At 55.9% G+C, this 19,208-nt stretch carries 11 protein-coding genes; 6 read left to right on the plus strand and 5 right to left on the minus strand.

The genetic code is table 11. The features are described 5' to 3' along the window. Positions 1 to 142 precede the first annotated feature (142 nt). The gene (locus tag V7Z75_RS00915) at positions 143 to 763 is read left to right on the plus strand and encodes a PEP-CTERM sorting domain-containing protein (protein ID WP_334106464.1); all 621 of its coding nucleotides are present in this window, start codon (positions 143 to 145) and stop codon (positions 761 to 763) included. Positions 764 to 1,101: 338 nt separating this feature from the next. Here V7Z75_RS00915 and V7Z75_RS00920 read toward each other — a convergent pair whose 3' ends face one another. The 4 genes from V7Z75_RS00920 to V7Z75_RS00935 all read right to left on the minus strand — a co-directional run bounded on the left by V7Z75_RS00920 (position 1,102) and on the right by V7Z75_RS00935 (position 7,924). Continuing rightward, positions 1,102 to 1,533 carry a hypothetical protein gene (locus V7Z75_RS00920; RefSeq protein ID WP_334106466.1) on the minus strand — a complete coding sequence of 144 codons (432 nt, stop codon included), beginning with the start codon at positions 1,531 to 1,533 and terminating at the stop codon, positions 1,102 to 1,104. Between the two features lie 424 nt (positions 1,534 to 1,957). Beyond that, entirely contained in the window at positions 1,958 to 4,609 is a 2,652-nt protein-coding gene (locus tag V7Z75_RS00925) for a DEAD/DEAH box helicase family protein (protein ID WP_334106468.1), read from the minus strand. Beyond that, positions 4,599 to 6,515, minus strand: coding sequence for a hypothetical protein (locus tag V7Z75_RS00930; protein ID WP_334106470.1), 1,917 nt, complete (start codon positions 6,513 to 6,515; stop codon positions 4,599 to 4,601). Before V7Z75_RS00930 ends, V7Z75_RS00925 begins: the two co-directional genes overlap by 11 nt. Then, positions 6,512 to 7,924, minus strand: a complete 1,413-nt coding sequence (locus V7Z75_RS00935) for a hypothetical protein (RefSeq protein WP_334106472.1) — start codon at positions 7,922 to 7,924, stop codon at positions 6,512 to 6,514. Before V7Z75_RS00935 ends, V7Z75_RS00930 begins: the two co-directional genes overlap by 4 nt. Positions 7,925 to 8,382: 458 nt before the next feature. Between V7Z75_RS00935 and V7Z75_RS00940 the strand changes: the two genes are divergently transcribed. The 5 genes from V7Z75_RS00940 to V7Z75_RS00960 all read left to right on the plus strand — a co-directional run bounded on the left by V7Z75_RS00940 (position 8,383) and on the right by V7Z75_RS00960 (position 18,437). Then, positions 8,383 to 9,291: a WYL domain-containing protein gene (locus V7Z75_RS00940; RefSeq protein ID WP_334106474.1), complete on the plus strand. Its 909-nt coding sequence runs from the start codon at positions 8,383 to 8,385 to the stop codon at positions 9,289 to 9,291. Between the two features lie 12 nt (positions 9,292 to 9,303). Continuing rightward, positions 9,304 to 12,525 (plus strand): helicase-related protein, encoded by a 3,222-nt coding sequence (locus V7Z75_RS00945; RefSeq protein WP_334106476.1) that lies wholly within the window; start codon positions 9,304 to 9,306, stop codon positions 12,523 to 12,525. Beyond that, positions 12,522 to 13,394, plus strand: a complete 873-nt coding sequence (locus tag V7Z75_RS00950) for a DUF4391 domain-containing protein (RefSeq protein WP_334106477.1) — start codon at positions 12,522 to 12,524, stop codon at positions 13,392 to 13,394. The genes V7Z75_RS00945 and V7Z75_RS00950 overlap by 4 nt, the downstream gene beginning before the upstream one ends. Before the next feature lie 41 nt (positions 13,395 to 13,435). Next, on the plus strand, positions 13,436 to 15,376 hold the full coding sequence (locus V7Z75_RS00955; protein WP_334106478.1) for a site-specific DNA-methyltransferase: 1,941 nt from the start codon (positions 13,436 to 13,438) through the stop codon (positions 15,374 to 15,376). Between the two features lie 130 nt (positions 15,377 to 15,506). Then, positions 15,507 to 18,437, plus strand: coding sequence for a type III restriction-modification system endonuclease (locus tag V7Z75_RS00960; RefSeq protein ID WP_334106479.1), 2,931 nt, complete (start codon positions 15,507 to 15,509; stop codon positions 18,435 to 18,437). Here V7Z75_RS00960 and V7Z75_RS00965 read toward each other — a convergent pair. Then, complete coding sequence (locus V7Z75_RS00965) at positions 18,377 to 18,988, minus strand: DEAD/DEAH box helicase (RefSeq protein ID WP_334106480.1); 612 nt, start codon at positions 18,986 to 18,988, stop codon at positions 18,377 to 18,379. The two genes, V7Z75_RS00960 and V7Z75_RS00965, sit on opposite strands and share 61 nt — an antisense overlap. Positions 18,989 to 19,208: the final 220 nt, after the last annotated feature.

Consider the following 19,208-nt stretch of genomic DNA (forward strand, 5'->3'; position numbering starts at 1 on the left):
TTTCAGCTGTTGGATTGCATTCCATAGTTGCTCAAGCAAATCCTGTTATCAATCAAATCTTGTTCTATGAAGAGACTATCCAATCGGACTTTGTCCTTTATTTGGCCAGCCATCACAATTTGTTCTGAGTAATGGAAGCTCATTGGATATTGGGCATTATTGGTATAGTCCTCCTACTACAGGTTCAGCATATGGAAACTCTTCGATAGTTACTGACACCAAGGTGCAAGATGGAAAAATTTATTATACGTTTAGCAATCCCAAAGCCTTTCCACCAGGTGGGGGATATGAATACATTGACCAATTAGCTTTTTTAGTTACCACTGATCATGACCTGCCCTATACCGTATCAGGCAGATTCGAAGCCTACTCTCCTTTGGTATTAGTTGCAGAGGAGGGCTCAACTAAAGCCATCTTGTCAGGCTACGCCAAGTTGGTAGAAAATAATAATGTTCATTATGACTATGCGTGGTATGAAGATCATGAAATCAATTTTGCCGCGCCCATAGGCTCTTTGGTCTATTACGAAATGGAGTTCAATATCTCCTGGTGGTCCTCAGATAATCATAAACACGCATTTACCACAGATTTTTTCGAGTCGCCGACTGATTATTGGAATGACCCGTACCCTGTCATCAAGATTACAGGGAAAATTGACTTCACCAATATTCTCATACCAGTTCCAGAACCCTCTACATACGCCATGCTCGGCTTAGGCCTCGGCGTTATGAGTTTCGCAGCACGTCGCCGCAAATCGGCCTAACCTAAGGCACATCAATCACAGGGCTTATGCCCCTATTTTTGTTTCAGCTTTAAAGGTTAGGGCTATTGGTGTCACCTAGCACACTTACATCAAGTAGCAGGCAATAAAAAACCCGCCGGAGCGGGTTGGGTGTTTAAGAAAGCAACAGTCCGAGTATTGCAAGCCCCTGAACGGTCTATTCCAGTAGTGAGTGATCGCACGCCAAAAGTTACGTATGTCGTACGTTTTGAACGCTATGGTAGTAATACCGGCTATAAGCATGCCGAACCCTATAACCAGCACTAAAAGACCGAGACGCTTGATTGGGGGGTTAAGCGGGGAGACTGGCTGCATTTGTCTTATCGTTTATATGAGTACCGATCAACCATCGGAACATCCTTTTCAGCCTTACCAGTTCTTTCGCTCCAAAGGGCAACTAGTGTGCATCCCGTAGAGTACTTGGGCTCTGCCCCACCTTTATATCCCTGCAGTGTGCTGTAAGGGATGCTGGTTTGTTCTGCCGTTGCGTGAAGCGAGATACCAATCTTATTGAGGTCTGCCAGAATGCGGAACCAGTCTACCATTGAAGAGGTAGAGTGTTGACCATAATGAGCCATTTTCCCTCTTATTATAAACGTACGTGCGCGCGCGATTAAGTCAGGGGCTGTTTTGAGTATCTTTTTAAACGGGTGAGGGCAGTCCTGCTCGCTAATCAGTTTTACCTTTCTCAGCACAACCTTTTGCTTTTCGTCGATTGGTAGGGTATCAATCGAGAAAGTCTGTTCATCCAAGTTCTGGATGATTGACTCAAATGGAATGGCTTGGCATTGCGTAGTGATACGTCTGAAAGTGCCATTTTGGGGTAACCATTTGTGGGGTAAGTGCTGTTACCCCTAAAGTTACCCCCGCTGGATGGGTCAAGACACGGCATGAGACGGTATGAGACAATAAAAAAGCCAGGAACGTTGATTTTCCTGGCTTTTTGACACGTTATGACATGTCGTGATACTTGATTATGGTGGTGGGGTGGAACCCTGTGCCAAACCTCAGTAACTCAGCGCCTTACAACCGCTTCGAACTGCTGCGGAAAGGTGCGGAATCCAGCCCTTGTTGCCCGCAATCCTACCAGTTCAGCCTGGCCGAGGTCACCTGCCTCGGGCATCGCGCCGGACACCCGTTCGATTCCCTTTTGCGGAATTGAACCCGCGTCCTTCCTTAAAATTTTGCTTCTTGCGGATCGTAGGGAAAGGGATCTTTGATAGCCATTGTTAGCGGACCGTCAGAAGGCTTGCGCAAATAACTTGTCCAATGCTCGGTGGTATTGCGAAGATCTATTTCAGAGTTGGCTTTGGACTGTCGGCATGCATCCATGCGCTCCTCTATGAGGTATTTCTCACGGATGAACGATGCCAGCTGCTCCTCGTCGAATGAACGCGCGAGGTACGGGTAGTGAATAGCCAATTCGGCACATCCGTCTCTTTCCAGTTGGGCATTGATCTTGCCAAAGAGACGATCCACACGTCCTACGCGCTGCTCGTTATCACCTGGCGTCCATGCGATACCGTAGTGATGCACTTTGCGGCACTGCAGGTGCAGATTCACCCCTTCCTGTAGCACTGAGGTTGCTGCCAGCACGTTCGGGTAGAAGGGGCTGTTGAAACCGAAGATCAACCGCTGCCGGTCCTTGACTGCGCCGCTGGCATAAAACGCTGGGCTGCTTAGCCCTGTCAATACGTGCCAATTGCCCTTGCAATGATCCTCCCAGTTCTCGCAAAGCACCTCAAAAGTTTCCAATGCTGCGCGGAAGTAGGCGAGCGCTAGGGACTCGTTCAACTTGTTGTTGATGAATTCCAAAAAAGCCCGGTAGCGCTGCTGTGCATCGCCCGTTTCGCCGCGCCTGCAAAACTCGGCATGCCAGCAGTACAACTCAACGATTACAGGACTAGCAAAAAGAAAGCCGTTTTTCAGATAGTGTCCAAAGTTTTCAGCTTGTGCAGTGTTGCGAGCTAATCTTTCGATCCTCTCGCGGTCTGCAGGTTCGAGCACCCCGTACATCAACCCCCAAAGTGTTTGCATCGGCTTCTCGAATTGCAGCTTGTTGTCCGCAACCACCCCGACACCTCGCTGTTCGCCAAATCCACGAGTTTCAAGTGCCGCAGATGCGTACTCATCCCGCAACCTATCGCCGGATTGTTTGCGGTAGTAATAGGGGTATGTTCCGTCCCGATAGTTGCTAGCCGGTTCGAGCAATAGGGAGAACAAGCTCTCCGGTTTGCGCAACCGCAGACTAAAGTTCGAGCAATCGGTGCTGCGATTAGCCCCAGTTTTCTTCACGACAAAGAGATTGGCCACCCGCGAATGGACATCCGCATCGGCGTCAGCGTGCTCCTCGGGTAGTTGCTCATCGCCGTCCAACAAGACGGTATCGTCAGCTTGTGCCTGGCTCCCGAAAAGCCGATTAAATGCCTCGCGTGACCAATGACTAGACTCCCATCTGCTGAGTAGCGTTCCAGAATCATTGGGTGCTAACGCATTTGCAATCATCTGGGCCATCTGTCTGTCGTAGCCAGTGTTGATACGCTTGGCGATCTCGCGTACTGAGGGAATCCTCCGCACGAATATCAGATGCTTGTGCTCGTGGACATCCATGGCAGCATTAAATACGTCGCTGGGCATGCAGCGGCTTACCAAAGCGTCGTACTTTGGGTGTGCTGGCAAACCGCCCAGGTCTTCATGTATTCGTGCCAATCTAACCAGAATTTCCGTGTCTGGCGCACCCTGGAAGTCCCGTTTAGCAGCGTCTTCTTCTGTGCGTTGCTCCTCATCATGTTCCTGGTGCACGTCGCAAGATTCGAATCCTTCCAGGTAGCCATAGAGGAACCGTCGGCCGTCCTTGACCTCCTGTTGAACCAAAAGCTTCTGGTAGAGCGCGAAGAATATCTCCGCAGCCGGGTCGTTGAAGTCTGCTCTTACGTCCAGCTCATTGCGGTAGCTGTATTTATCGTAAGTGCCATTTAGTCCTCTCATGCGGCGCAGCCTGCGCAATGCGAATTTCTTCAAAAGAACATCGGCCCTAGTTTCTCCCACATCGGTTGCATAGCTAAGGATCGCAGAAATATCGTCCATTGATTTATGACTGGGCGTCGCGGTCATCATCAGCGTTCGAGCCCCCAGCCGGTGACCTGCATGGCCGAAGAACTCACGAGCTGCCTTGGCCCGCTGAGACTTCCCTTCGCTGTTGCGAAAATAGTGCGCTTCGTCCACGATCACCAAGTCGAAGCCTTGCTCGCCCAGTGCCTGCTTGATTCTGCGGTGAATCGCAGCTGCTGTGTCGGCCGCCCCTTTGAGCTTGTCAAAGCCTTCGTCATCCTCGCCACGAACCAGTCCACTCAGCGAATAAATCGTCGTAATGAAGAAGTGGTGGCTTTGCTCTTCAACTGCAGCAGCCAGCTCATCTAGACGCCAAAGCAGTTTGGGAGGGTGAAGAGGTTCACCACTGCCAATGGCACGAACGACACCATCGGACGCTCGATAATGCGTCCTCACGAACTTTCGGTATTCCCGCTCCCAATGCCGACAAATATCCCGATTTGGTGCCATCACCAGCACACGCGCACCAGGTTGCATACGCCACAGCAATGCCATCACTCCCAAGGCCTGTAGCGTCTTGCCCGTGCCTACCTCATCGGCAAGCAGTGCAGCGTCGTAACGGCTCAGCTTGTTCCACAGGCCAGCTACGCCTTCCGCCTGGCGTGCGGGCATCGAAGTGTCGCCCTCTTGGTAAGTCCAGTTCATGTCGTCGCGATCAAATGTCACCACATCGGACACCTGTTGGGGAGTTAGCACGCTCCAGTTCTTAGCGCACATAACCGCACATTTCCTGAATCTGCTGCATGTACTGGACATTGCCGCTGATCTCTGGTGGCAATGAAATTGCTCGGCCTTGCAATCTTAAGCTGGCCCATTTGCCGTTCTCGGGTGGCACCGTGCGCGAGTGTTTAGCTCGATGCTTTGCATATGCTTGCAGCACTGCCTGCTGCAGACTACTGACCTCCTGCCAGAGAAACCAATTGAATACAGCATTGCCGTCCAATGCTGATAACTGCGCGCTAACCTTTTGCACCAACTCTTGTACGCTGCCCGGGTACACAAACAGCAATTTTTCGAGTGTATCCATCGATGTCGCCTCGCGCAGGCGCTTACGCAACTGCTCAAAGGCGTGAAACAATCGAAAGTAAGTCAGACTGTCGCTCGCGTCAGTAGCTGATGTGCCAAATGCCTCATCTGTCAGGTCATCGTGCCGTAAAACTGGGCGTAAACGGGGTTTGGTACTGGTTTTTGAGTCCACACCGTTGATTAGATCGTTTAGTAAATCCTTCAAAGAGTCATAACCCTGGGCTCGCCTATGGGCAGCACCACTCTCCTGCACCAGACCGCGAAACTCCAGTTGACCATCTCGCCAGACCTCGTAACAGTGATCTGCCAGCAACGATTCGTTGTCGGCGACCTCGCACGTCACGGGTTCCAACGGCCAAGCGCCTTCGCTCCGTCTTGTCTTCCAGCGCAACGGAATCTGACTTTTTACTCCTGGCAGGCGCAAGATGTAGTGCGCCCCATCGCTTTCCTTATGGAGCTTTCCTTGCACATCGTAAACCCTGTGTTCCCAGTCGAAGCAGACCTGCAATTCGAAGGGCAAAGGATAAGGTTCGACCTCCAACGCTTCGTCTTCCAGTAATTGTTGGGAGCCGAAATCAGTCTCGTCCAAGCAAAGATCCTGACCCGCGATTTGAGTCTTAGCTGCCACGCCAATCAATATTCCCGCCTCGATGTTGCTCCGTTCAAGGCTCGCGCACCCTGGTTCCGTGCAGTTCCAAGAGCCTATGGCCAGGCGTGCCTTCTGGCCCGATGCCAGCCAAAGCTTGGCATGGGTCATTTCGATATTGTCTGAACGTGGCGAAGGGCGATCATGGAAACTCAGTATTCCGTCCTGCATTAATTGGCCAATGGCTGGTGACCACTCTGTGCGCACATACCGATGCGTGGCACGATCAGGCACGATGGCATACTTCAAATCCTTGCCCGCAAAGGTGGAAATTTTGGCGAGTAAGGCTGCCAGATCGCGTGAAAAGTACGGTGACCACACCGTCAATTGATCGGCCTGGGTGTCTGCCAGTAGCTGCTGCAAAAAGTTCGCTTTTTCAAAGCTGTGCACAAACCGCCAATCGGTATCGTTACCACCAAAGCGACGGCGTACGCCAAATGCCTCAGTGATATCGATGCTTGCTGTCTTTGCCAAGGGCGTGAAAAATCGCTTGATCTGTTGGTATTGCTCGTTGTGGCTCACAGGGCGAAAGATGAACACCTCTTGGTTGCGACCCCAGCCGCTTATGCTCAGATTGGCGCTACCGGCACCCAGCACCATATGGCCGTGAATATCTTCTAAAAAAATCACTTTGGGGTGGAATAGCGACTCCTGATCAAAACTCCCCAGCCATCCCGGCAAGATGCCATGCACAGGAATGGCAGTGCGTTTTAGCTGGTCTGCCTCCATCATGCGCATATCGCAAAAAACGCGCACATCGATGCCAGACTCGGCTAGCTGCAGCTGCATGTTCTCGTAGTCCATGCGGTTTACCGGTGGGTCGGCTGCAAGTAACGCTGGTAGTAGGTGTGTCTCGAAAAAGGGGATTCCAAGATTAAAGGTGGTAAACCAGGCCCGCTTGAGCGGACCCAAGGCTTTCACCTGATCGCGAAAAGCGTTCAACAGTTTCATGCGCATCCTCGCAACCCGGACAGCAAATTGCGAAACTGCGGCAGATAGTAGTGGTGTACCCAAGCCCCTATTGGGCGATCATCCTTTGCAGGCAGCTGCCGAATGCGCACATCGACTTTGAGTTGATTACCTCCAAGTAGTCTTAACCAGGGTGACTGACCACGGGCTTGCATCACTTTTTCGTGGTAGTGGAGCAAACCTTCCATTTGTTGCTCGATATTTTTAACGCGTGCGAGTGCGAGCAATTCGCTTAAACGAACGGATGCCGTGCCAGAAGCTTGCGCCTGCATGGCGGTATTCGTTTCGATCGGAGCGGCCCGATCCGGCAGGGTGCGGGCATCACGTCCAAGAGACTTCCACTTGTTGGTTGCCTCGCCCAGTGTCTGCGATTTGGCTGAGAGCATCACGCCCAGCAGCAAGTCCATCTCAGCTAGAAAGGGCTCTAACACGCGCACATATTCAAGCTTGGTTTTGTCATCGGCAGTGAGCGAGCTGTTCGCAGCAGCCTGTGCAAAAACATCAGCGGTTTGTCGTTCCTGGCGTTGGTTTGCGGATGTCCACTCCTGATTAAGCACCTCATACAAGGCCCCCGGTGCGCCTTGATCCAATTCTGTGACGGCGAGCCAGAAATCACGTGTATATGTACCGACCACAACGGGCGAGCGGAACGTACTTACAAAGGCGCGTTTTAGTTCAGTGGGCAGGTCTGAGAAGCTGCACTCCGGTATACGGCGCACGTCGGCAAGCAGCTCGGCCAGATGCTCTCGAGCCAGCTTATGCAAGTTCGCCAGCGGCTTTGACTTCACAAGCAATTGCGTCCGAACCTTCTCCCATTGGACGCGCGACTCTGGTAACGCATAGTCATAAGCGCCATCAAAGAATTTCATTTCAACCAGGGGCGTCTTGTAACGCCCACTCACCCCGAGTGAATTTTGGCGCACCAGCACATGGGCATTGGATTCGTGGCTAAAAAGCAGCCGGGGATTGCCTTGCGTTTCATCCCAGCGACGGCGAGCTTTGGAAATGCCGAGTACGCCAGTGGTTTCCACGTCCTTATTGTTCTGCGCCGCAATCATGGCGTAGGTGAATGCATTTTCCAGGTAGATCAGGCAGGCCTGTTTAAAAGCGGCGGAATCCTTGCCCCTCCCGGCATACGCAGGGTCATTACGCAGACCTTTACCCAAGACCACGCCGTCATCTTCGATTAGCGATCGAATCACCGCATGATTGAAAAGGTTCAACGTAAAGTTGCGCACATCATTAGAGATGGAGCTGATGCGACGCCGGAAAATGTCCTGGCCATAAGAAGACCAAATAACCAGCAGCCCCAGAGGATCAACATTCAGTTCGCTACTGATTGTTTCATCAAACTCGGTAAGTATTTCATTCAGTACATGCAATTTGGTCATGCATGCCACCAACTGGACCTTGGGTTTGTATACGAGCCCGACTTACCAGCTCTCAACAAACCTGGCGTGACAGCTCCTGCCCCCGGTTGGATGAACTTTGTGCGGGTAGTGTCCGATTTATTGGGTTTGCGGGCCATGACGTCATAGCCCTGAAGTCCCGCCAGGTGGCTTCTGATGTTTCCAAGCAGGTTCGCGGTGTACGAGTCGCTGCTGCGAGGCTGGGTCTGTTGATCCATTCGTATTCCTGTCTTATCCCTGATTCTGTGTCCTCATTGCGTATCGTTGCGGCACCTGTTGCTGGCAATTGAAAGCATCACCACCCTTAAATTCTGTTGGTTGTAATCACAATGCGTCGCATACAAATACTACGAGGATGCGTTGGACACATTGTAGAGCGGCTTATATACTGTACGCAATAGACCTAACCAACCATTGTTGATCCGAATGAGCCAGCCAGGATGTCGATAGAACAACTTGCCGACTTGACCCAGCCGCAACGCGACCGGCTCGCGTTTGTAGAGTTGCGCGTCCGCTTCATTGGGGAGATCCGCCGTCAGGACTTGGTGTCTCGGTTTGGCATCCAGTCTGCTGCGGCTACGCGGGACTTGGCTCTGTATAAAGAGATCGCCCCGGGCAACATCAACTATGACACCAAAGGCAAGGCCTACGTCCTGGGGCCAGACTTCCGCCCCATCTTCGACTTTCCTCCGGAGCGGGTGCTGTCTTGGCTGACCCAGGGCTTTGGCGATGGTGAGCCGATGCGGCTCAAGGCGTGGGTGGCCAGCGAGAGCCCGTCACGGCTCACGCATCCGGATCTGGATGTGCTGGCGAGCGTGACCCGGGCGATCCACCAGGAGTGTCCGCTCGGCATCGAGTACCACTCCATCTCCAGTGGTCGCACCGAGCGGGAGATCGTCCCGTTCGCGCTGATCGACAACGGCCTCCGTTGGCACGTCCGCGCCTTCGACCGGAAGTCGCAGGAGTTCCGGGATTTCGTCATCACCCGGATCAAGCGCCCGGTCCTTATGAGGGATGCAGATGTGCAGCCCCATGAGCGCAGCGATCAAGACATTCAGTGGACCCGGATCGTCGAGCTGGAGCTGGTGCCGCACCCGGATCAACCCCGGCCGGAGATCACCGAGATGGATTACGGCATGCGCGACGGTGTGCTGCGGATGAAGCTACGCGCTGCCACGGCAGGATACATCCTCCGCCAATGGAGTGTGGACTGCTCGCCAGACCACAGCCTGCGCGGCCATGAATACCGACTTTGGTTGAAAGACCACCTTGCTATTTACGGTGTGCGTAGCGCCGTTTTGGCGCCGGGCTTTGCGCAGATGAATGCAAAAGCGTCGATAGATGACTGAACGGGAGCGTCCATGAAGTTGATCCACAACACCGGCGCAGACCGAGTCATCGATCTGATCCGGCCGCATCTCAAGCACGGCAATCAGCTCGGCTGCGTGACGCCCTCGTTTTCTCTCTACGCCTTCGCTGAAATGCGCGAAGCGCTGTCAGTCCTTGATCGGGTCCAGTTGATCCTGTCTCCTGACGACGGGGCGCTCGAGTTCCTCGGCGCGGAGGGCGATCGTGCCGCACGCAATCGCTTGCAAGCGCGATGGTTGGCCAATCAGTGTGCGAATTGGATAAGTCGAAAGGTGGATCTTCGGCGGGCACTGGGACCGGTGCCACAAGGCGCTGTGGTCATGCGCAAGCCTGACGCCACACCTGAGCAAGTGGTACTCGGATCGCTTGCCTTCAGTACCGCCGGCCTTGGACTAACGCCGGGTAACCCATTGAGCCTGATCCAGGCATCTGAATCCGCCGACGAGGCAGCCCAACTCGCCCGGTGGTTCGATCAACAGTGGGCGAGCCTGCACGGGCAGTCGGGGGAATCAACTAGCGGCCGCGACGCACTGATCAGCGCCTTGCGGGCCATTGGCGAGCACCGCGATCCGTTCACCGTCTACACACTGATATTGCATCACCTGTTTCGCGATAGCGGTGACGAGATGGACGAGGACCGAATCGTCAAGTCCGCTACCGGCATCCGCAATACCGTGGTGTGGAAGAAGCTGTTCAAGTTCCAACGTGATGGCGTAGTGGGCGCCATCGACAAGCTGAACCGCTTCGGTGGCTGCATCATCGCGGACAGCGTCGGCCTCGGTAAGACCTTCGAAGCCCTGGCGATCATCAAATACCACGAGCTGCGCAACGATCGTGTTCTGGTGCTGGCGCCCAAGCGTCTGCGCGACAACTGGACGCTCTACAAGGCCAACGACAAGCGCAACATTCTCGCGGCGGACCGCTTCAACTACGATGTCCTGAACCACACCGATCTGTCACGGGACGGCGGCACCTCCGGCGACATCGATCTGTCGCACGTGAACTGGGGCAACTACGACCTGGTGGTGATCGACGAGTCGCACAACTTCCGCAACAAGGCGACACACAAGGGCAAGGAGTCGCGCTACGACCGGCTCATGCGACGGATCATCAAGGAAGGGGTCAAGACCCGCGTCCTCATGCTGTCGGCCACGCCAGTCAACAACCGGCTTGCAGACTTGCGCAATCAGATCGCCTTTGTCACCGAAGGCGATGACACCGCCTTGCTGGAGCACGGCATCGCCAGTATCGAGGCGACCACCCGCAAAGCCCAGGCCCAGTTCAACCGTTGGTTGGCGATGGACGAGTCCGAAAAGACGCCATCGAAGCTCGTTGAAATGTTGGGCTTCGACTATTTCACTCTGCTGGACCACCTCACCATCGCCCGCTCGCGGCGGCACATCGAGAAATACTACGGCACCAGTGAGACTGGCCGTTTCCCGGATCGCCTTCCGCCAATCAACATCAAAGCAGATGTTGACCTCGCCGGTGAGTTCCGCGCCATCCGCGATATCAATCTGGAAATCCGCCGCCTCACACTGGCCAGTTATGCGCCCCTGCGCTATGTCCTGCCACACAAGCAGGCGGCTTATGACGCCAAGTACAGCACCCAGGTTCGCGGTGGCGAGGGCTTCTTCCGCCAGGTGGACCGCGAAGAGAGCCTGATTCACCTGCTTCGCGTCAATGTGCTAAAGCGCATGGAAAGCGCAGTGTCGTCCTTCACGCTGACGGTCCAAAGGCAGCTCAGGGATGTGGAAGCCACGTTGGCCCATATTGAATCGCACACGGACGAGCTCGAAGAAATCGACATCGCCGATGTCGACATAGACGACCCGGCTTTCGAGGCGCTGCTCGTAGGGCGCAAGGTCAAGGTGCTGCTCGGCGACGTTGACCTGATTCGCTGGAAACAGGATTTGATCGAGGACCGCAACCGGCTGGCCACACTGCTGGCGGCAGCGAAACAAGTGGATGCCACCCGTGACGCAAAACTGGCTGCGCTGCGCCAGATGATCGAAGACAAGTGCCGCCACCCCATCAACACACTAGATGGCAAGAGCAACCAGAAAATCATCGTATTCACTGCCTTCTCGGACACTGCGCACTACCTCTACGAGCAGCTCGCCCCCTGGGGCAAGAGCACGCTGGGTATTGACGCCGCGCTGGTGACCGGCAGCGCCGGCATACAGACTACCTTGCCCGGTTTGCGCAAGAGCATGAGCGGCGTGTTGTCGGCGTTCGCCCCGCGTGCCAAGGAGCGCCCCGAAGAGCTCGCTGCTGAAGGCGAGATCGATTTGCTCATTGCCACCGACTGCATTTCCGAAGGCCAGAACTTGCAAGACTGCGACTGGCTGATCAACTACGACATCCACTGGAACCCGGTGCGCATCATCCAGCGCTTTGGCCGTATCGACCGTATTGGCTCACCTAACGAGTACATCCAGCTGGTCAACTTCTGGCCGAACATGGAGCTGGAGGAGTACATCAACCTGGAACAGCGGGTCAGCGGACGTATGGTGCTGCTCGACATTTCCGCCACCGGCGAGGAAAACCTAATCGAGCAGCAATCCGGCAATCCTATGAACGATCTGGAATACCGGCGCAAGCAACTGCTCAAATTGCAGGATACGGTCATCGACATGGAAGACCTTTCCACCGGGGTGTCGATTACTGACCTGACCCTGACTGATTTCCGCATCGATCTGGCGCAGTACCTGAAGGCGCACCCCGGCAAACTCGACACCCAGCCGCTCGGCGCCTATGCCGTCACGACCACCCTGGATGCCGATATTCCGCCGGGCGTGATCTTCTGCCTGCAAGCCTGTGGTCCGGCGGCCCACAAAGCCAAAGAGTCTGACTACCCCTTGGCACCGCATTATCTCGTTCATGTCGGTGACGACGGCGCCGTATTGCTGCCTTACCCCCAGGCCAAGCACATCCTCGATCGCCTCAAGCGTCTCGCGCTCGGGCGCGAAACGCCCGACACGGGCGCCTGCGCCCGGTTCGACAAGGCGACCAGGCAGGGGGAAGACATGCGCCATGCCCAGAAGCTGCTTGCCTCAGCGGTCGCTTCGGTCGCGGGCAAGAACGAGGAACGCGCCGTCGCCAGCTTGTTCACGCCGGGCGGCACCCACGCCATCAAAGGTGAGTTCGCCGGCAGCAATGATTTCGAGGTGGTCGCTTTTATGGTGATCCTGCCGGAGAGCGAGACGCCATGACGGTCAGCCCCGCATCAACGCTTTCGGCGCAAACCCTTATCGACGCCTTGCGCTTGCCCGAGGGTTGCCGGGTGGATCAGCGCGTCCCCAAGAAATTGCTGCTGGAGAACGGCGCCCCCACGGCGGCAGACAAGCGCCTGATCACGGAGGCCATCGAAGAGATCCAATGGGTCGCTGCGCTCAAGCCCAACACCATCGGTGTGCCCGACTACCGGGATACGCTGCGTGAGTACCTGGAGATCGCTGTGCTGGCAGTGACTGTGCGGGGTGTCGTTAAACCTGCAAGTCACTCGCGGCTCGCCGAGCTGGTGCACCGAGCCGTGCCTTACCCGGTGCTGTTGCTGCTGGCAGCACCACAGATGGGAGGGCAATCGTTGACCCTGTCGCTGGCCCACAAACGCTGGGCACAGAACGAGGCCGACAAAGTGGTGCTCGACGGCAGCCCAATATCCGTAACGGTATCGGTGCCCGCATCAAGCACAGTGTCGGCCTCGCTGTCCGAGGTCAATGCGGCGGATGCCTCTCACCCTGATCCTGCGGAAGCTGCTCAAACCGAGAGTGCCTTTATCCAGTCTCTGTCGGTCACGCGCCAACCCCAGGCCACGCTGCACGCCCTCTATCAAGGCTGGGTCGATTGCGTGCAAGCCTTGCTCGCCGCTCGGCTGACGGGAAGTTACCAAACCCCGACAACCCCGGAACAGGCCGCAAAGCGTCGGCAAGCCTTGGCTGATTGTGAGCGGCTTGAGGCCGAAGTCAGCCGCCTGCGGGCGCAAGCTTTAAGAGAAAAACAACTGGCACGTCAGGTCGAGCTGAACCTGACGCTCAAGCGCGTGCAGGCCGAACTGGCCGCCGCGCGCCGACAACTTTGAATCATTGAGCTTTAAAGCTTGAACGACTGATGGAGAACAATATGAACAAACTCACGGCAGCCAGTCCCGAGGCCCAGTCCGCCGATCTGGTGGCGGGCAACATCGACCAGCTCAAGGCCCTATTCCCGGACCTCATTACTGAAGGCCCGAACGGCACGGCGGTGAATGTGGATGTGCTCAAGGCGCTGGTGGGTGACCAGACCGTCACCGATGCCGACGAGAAATACGGCCTCAACTGGCACGGCAAGCGCCGCGCCCGGCAACTGGCGCTGACACCGAGTACCGGCACCCTGCGGCCCTGCCCGGACGAGAGCGTGGATTGGGACACGACGCAGAACCTGATGATCGAGGGCGACAACCTCGAGGTACTCAAACTTCTGCAGAAGAGCTACGCCGGCAAGGTGAAGCTGATCTATATCGACCCGCCCTACAACACCGGCAAGGACTTCGTGTACCCGGACAACTTCCAGGACAACATCAAGAATTATCTGGAACTGACCGGTCAGGTGGAAGGCGGGCAGAAGATCAGCAGCAATACCGAAGCCAGCGGGCGGTTTCACACCGACTGGCTGAATATGATGTATCCGAGGTTGAAGCTAGCACGCAACCTTCTACGCGACGACGGCCTTATTGTCGTCAATATCGATGACGGAGAGTCTGCAAACTTAAAAGCTGCGATGGTGGAAATCTTTGGGGAAGAGAACTTCCTTGCAATGATTTCATGGGAAAAGAGATATACGCGTAGCAACAATGCACGATTGTTTTACTCTCTCAAAGACACGCTAGTGACATTCCGGAAATCGGAAGCAGTTAGCCTCTTGCGGGAAGCGCGTGGAGAAAAGTCAAAGGACATTTACTCGAATCCAGATAATGACACTAGAGGTGTATGGACAAGTTCTTCCTACGTCAATCCGGCAACAAAAGAGCAGAGACCAAATCTCGTCTACACAATCGTTAACCCCTTTAACGGGGAAAAGATTGATCACCCCACGCATGCATGGAAGTATGAATATTCAGAGCACGAACGACACGTCCGCGAAAAGAGACTTTGGTGGGGTCAATCTGGAGACGCAAAATTTCCGCGACTAAAGAATTTTCTTGCGGAGATGGACGATGGCATGGTTCCTATCGATCTGTGGGATTACAAATCCACAGGAACGACCGATGAAGGTGGCCAAGAAGTAAAAGAGCTTTTTGGGCAAGCAGTTTTCGACAACCCAAAACCGACTCGTCTAATCCAAAGGTTGCTTGGGCTGTCGAGTCCTGAAACGCATCAACCCTGTGAAGCGCCAATTATTCTTGATTTCTTTGGTGGCTCCGGTACCACCGGTCATGCTGTCCTGGCCCAGAATGCAAGTGATGGGGTCGCCCGCAGATATGTTCTTGTCCAGCTCCCGGAGCCGCTCGGCCCCGATAACAAAGACCAAAAGGCCGCCTCCGATTTCTGCGATCAGCTCGGACAACCCCGCACTATCGCCGAGCTCACCAAAGAACGCCTGCGCCGCGCCGCCGCCAAGATCAAAGCCGACAATCCGATGTTTGCAGGCGACACCGGCTTCCGCGTCTTCAAACTTGACCATTCCAATATCCGCGCATGGAACCCCAACCCTGCGGATCTGGAAGCCTCTTTGTTCGACCACCAGGATCATTTGCTCGAAGGCCGTAGCGAGGCCGACGTGCTCTACGAACTGCTGCTCAAGCTAGGCCTCGACCTGTGCGTGCCCATCGAGCAGCGCACCATCGCGGGCCGTGAGGTGCATTCCGTGGGTGGCGGCGTCTTGATGACCTGCCTTGCCGAGCAGATTACCGGCGAGCAGGTGGAGCCGCTGGCCCAAGGCATTATCGACTGGCACAAGGAACTGGCGCCCGCCGGTGACACGACCTGCGTGTTCCGCGACAGCGCCTTTGAAAACGATGTCGCCAAGACCAACCTCGCCGCCATCCTGGAGCAGCACGGCATCCAGAACGTGCGCAGTCTATGAGGGGGGCGCTATGAAACTTCACTTCGAGCCCAACCTCGACTACCAGATGCAGGCCATTGAGGCCGTGTGCGACCTGTTCCGTGGCCAGGAGGTGTGCCGCACCGAGTTCACGGTGACGATGAAGGCGCCGATGCCGGTGGGGTCGGACCTGTTTCCCGGTACTCAACCAGAGCAAATGACCCTGGGCGTGGCCGAGTCGGATCTGGGTGTCGGTAACCGCCTGACGTTGCTGGACGATGAACTGCTGAAGAATTTGAATGACGTGCAATTGCGCGGAGGCCTGCCGCCTTCCAGTTCACTGACTTCCGGCGACTTCACCGTGGAGATGGAAACCGGGACGGGCAAGACCTACGTCTACCTGCGCACGATCTTCGAGCTGAACAAGCGCTACGGCTTCACCAAGTTCGTGATTGTGGTGCCGTCGGTGGCGATCAAGGAGGGCGTCTACAAGACCCTGCAGATCACCGAGGATCACTTCAAGGGGCTCTACGCGGGCGTGCCCTTCGATTACTTCCTCTACGACTCCGGTAAGCTCGGGCAGGTGCGCAATTTTGCCACCAGCTCGAACATCCAGATCATGGTGGTGACCGTCGGTGCCATCAACAAGAAGGACGTCAACAACCTCTACAAGGACAGCGAGAAGACCGGCGGAGAAAAGCCCATCGATCTGATCAAGGCGACCCGGCCCATCGTCATCGTGGACGAACCCCAGAGTGTGGATGGTGGCCTCGAGGGGCGTGGCAAAGAGGCTTTAGATGCGATGAATCCACTCTGCACGCTGCGCTATTCCGCGACCCACGTGAACAAGCATCACATGGTGTTTCGCCTCGACGCAGTCGATGCCTACGAGCGCAAGCTGGTCAAGCAGATCGAGGTGGCCTCGGCCACGGTGGAGGATGCGCACAACAAACCCTTCGTGCGCCTGCTGAAGGTAGACAAGCGAGGCCGAATCAGTGCCACGGTCGAGCTGGATAAACAGACCGCCACCGGCGTGCAAAGGGTTGAGGTGAGGGTCAGTGATGGCGACGACCTTCAGCAGAGCGCCGATGGCCGCGCGATTTACGCCGATTTTCGAGTGGGCGAGATCAATACGGCCAAGGGCGAAGAGTTCATGGAGCTACGCTATCCGGGCGGTGAAGTGTTTTTGCGGCCCGGACAGGCTCACGGCGATGTGGATGCACTCGCCGTGCAACGCGAGATGATCCGCCGCACGATTCGCGAGCACCTCGACAAGGAAAAACGCCTGCGTCCGTTGGGGATCAAGGTACTAAGCCTGTTCTTCATCGACAGCGTGGAGAAATACCGCCAGTACGATGCGGACGGGAAGCCGATCAAGGGCGTTTATGCGCAGATATTCGAGGAGGAATATCGCCGTGCCGCCAAGCTGCCTGCGTACCAGAGCTTGTTTGCCGAGATCGACCTGAAGTCCACCGCCGAGCAAGTGCATGATGGCTACTTTTCAATTGATAAGCGAGTAGTGACACCTTTCGCAGATATTGAATTGAAGAAGTCCTCCAAAAAAGAGGACGTAGAAACCAGTTCTTATAACTTGATCATGAAGGAGAAGGAGAAGCTGCTGTCCTTCAACACGCCGCTGAAGTTCATCTTCTCCCACTCCGCACTCAAGGAAGGCTGGGACAACCCGAATGTGTTCCAGATCTGCACCCTCCGTGACATCCAGACCGAGCGCGAACGTCGTCAGACCATCGGCCGCGGATTGCGTTTGTGCGTGAATCAGCACGGTGAGCGTGTGCGGGGCTTCGAGGTCAACACCCTGACCGTAGTGGCGACGGAGAACTACGAGCAATTCGCCGAAAACCTGCAGAAAGAGATCGAAGCGGATACCGGCATACGTTTTGGCATTGTCGAGCATCACCAGTTTGCCGCCATTGCCGTGACGGCACCGGACGGGCAGACCGTGCCCTTGGGCGTCGAGCAATCCAAGGCGTTGTGGGAGCATCTGAAGGCCGCCGGCCACATTGACGCCAAGGGCAAGGTGCAGGATTCGCTGAAAAAGGCGCTCAAGGAAGGCACCCTGGTGCTACCCGCCGAGTTTGATGCCCAGAAGGGCCAGATTACCGAGGTGCTGCGCAAGGTGTCGGGCCGCCTGGAGATCAAGAATGCCGATGAGCGCAAACAGGTTCCACTGCGCAAAGGCCAGGATGGTAAGGCCATATACCTGAGTGACGAGTTCAAGGCGCTATGGGATCGCATCAAGCATCAGACCACCTATCGCGTGCAATTTGACAACGCCAAGCTGATCACGGATTGCATCAGCGCTCTGCAAAAGGCACCTGCGATCGCGAAAGCGCGCCTGCAATGGTGCAAGGCCGATATCGCCATTGGCAAGGCTGGCGTTCAAGCGACCGAGAAATCGGGTGCAGCGACGGTGGTGCTGGATGAATCGGATATTGAACTGCCGGACTTGCTGACGGACCTGCAGGATCGAACCCATCTGACCCGTCGCACGATCACCGGCATCCTGACCGGAAGTGGGCGCTTGGACGACTTCAAGCGTAACCCGCAGCAGTTCATCGAGCTGGCTGCCGAGACCATCAATCGCTGTAAACGGATGGCATTGGTCGACGGCATCAAGTACCAGAAGCTCGGCGACCAGCATGTCTATGCGCAGGAATTGTTCGAGCAGGAAGAGCTCACCGGATATCTCAAGAACATGCTGATGGACACCCAAAAATCGATCTACGAGCATGTGGTGTACGACTCGACGACGGAGCGAGACTTTGCCGACGCGCTGGAGAAGAACGACGCGATCAAGCTGTATGCAAAGCTACCAGGCTGGTTCAAGGTGCCAACCCCGCTGGGTAGCTATAACCCCGACTGGGCCGTGCTGGTGGAGGAAGACGGCGCGCAGCGTCTTTACTTCGTAGTGGAAACCAAGAGCAGCCTGTTTACCGATGACCTGCGGGACAAGGAGAGCGCCAAGATCGAATGCGGCAAGGCGCATTTCCACGCGCTGGCAGTTGGCGAGAATCCGGCACGTTATGTGGTCGCGCGTTCAGTTGGCGACCTGTTGACGGAAGCGGCCACCCCCGCATCCTGAAAGGCCTGGCGCACACATTCGGCATGGGCGACGGTCGAGCAGAACACGATCGTCTTGCGGTCGCCGGCCTTCTCGCGCCAATGGCGGATCACAGCATCGGTGATGGGCGTCTTGTTGAGAATCGCCTCGACTTCCGTCATGTCGAAGTCAGTGGCGGTGCGCCGGACCTTCGTCAACTGCTCCTGGGCCCCGACATCGATGACAAAGGTGCGTGGTGGCACGAGGTGGCCGGAGGCGATCAGCTCGCCGAGGGTGATTTGATCCGCGACGTTGCTGAAGACCTCTCGCAGTCCCTTGCCGTCACTGCGGGCTGGCGTCGCCGTCACCCCGAAGATCTGGGCCCGCGGGTTCTTGTCCAACAGGCGGTCGATTACGCGGCGGTACGACGCCGAGGCTGCGTGATGCGCTTCATCGATCACCAGCAGATCGAGGATCGGGATGGCAGCGAGATGGTTGTCGCGCGACAGCGTTTGCACCATCGCGAACGTGGCGCGCCCAGACCAGGATTTGTCCTTGGCATCGAACACGGAGGTGCTGACGCCCGGATTCACCAGTGATGCCGGTCAGAATGATCGCTGGAGAGTACGTCTCGATAGATCTCCACCCGTTGAAGCCGAGCAGCCAGATTGCCTCGAGTGTCTTGTGGTCAAACTGGATGCGACCCTTGCCGGCGCTGATGTTCACGCCCCGAGCGTCTTCGACTACGTGGACCTTGGGTGCATAGCGATCCCATAGGTCCTCAATTTCTTGTTTGCGCTCGGGCGTGGCGCC

Origin of the sequence: Methylobacillus sp. (assembly GCF_036844465.1) — a bacterium.
Lineage (GTDB): Bacteria > Pseudomonadota > Gammaproteobacteria > Burkholderiales > Methylophilaceae > Methylobacillus.

Excerpts from the sequence above, each read along its gene's own strand:
- V7Z75_RS00930 (WP_334106470.1), bottom strand. The coding sequence starts at position 6,515 with ATGAAACTGTTGAACGCTTTTCGCGATCAGGTGAAAGCCTTGGGTCCG.
- V7Z75_RS00940 (WP_334106474.1), top strand. The coding sequence starts at position 8,383 with ATGTCGATAGAACAACTTGCCGACTTGACCCAGCCGCAACGCGACCGG.
- V7Z75_RS00955 (WP_334106478.1), top strand. The coding sequence starts at position 13,436 with ATGAACAAACTCACGGCAGCCAGTCCCGAGGCCCAGTCCGCCGATCTG.
- V7Z75_RS00945 (WP_334106476.1), top strand. The coding sequence starts at position 9,304 with ATGAAGTTGATCCACAACACCGGCGCAGACCGAGTCATCGATCTGATC.
- V7Z75_RS00935 (WP_334106472.1), bottom strand. The coding sequence starts at position 7,924 with ATGACCAAATTGCATGTACTGAATGAAATACTTACCGAGTTTGATGAA.
- V7Z75_RS00960 (WP_334106479.1), top strand. The coding sequence starts at position 15,507 with ATGCCGGTGGGGTCGGACCTGTTTCCCGGTACTCAACCAGAGCAAATG.
- V7Z75_RS00950 (WP_334106477.1), top strand. The coding sequence starts at position 12,522 with ATGACGGTCAGCCCCGCATCAACGCTTTCGGCGCAAACCCTTATCGAC.
- V7Z75_RS00925 (WP_334106468.1), bottom strand. The coding sequence starts at position 4,609 with ATGTGCGCTAAGAACTGGAGCGTGCTAACTCCCCAACAGGTGTCCGAT.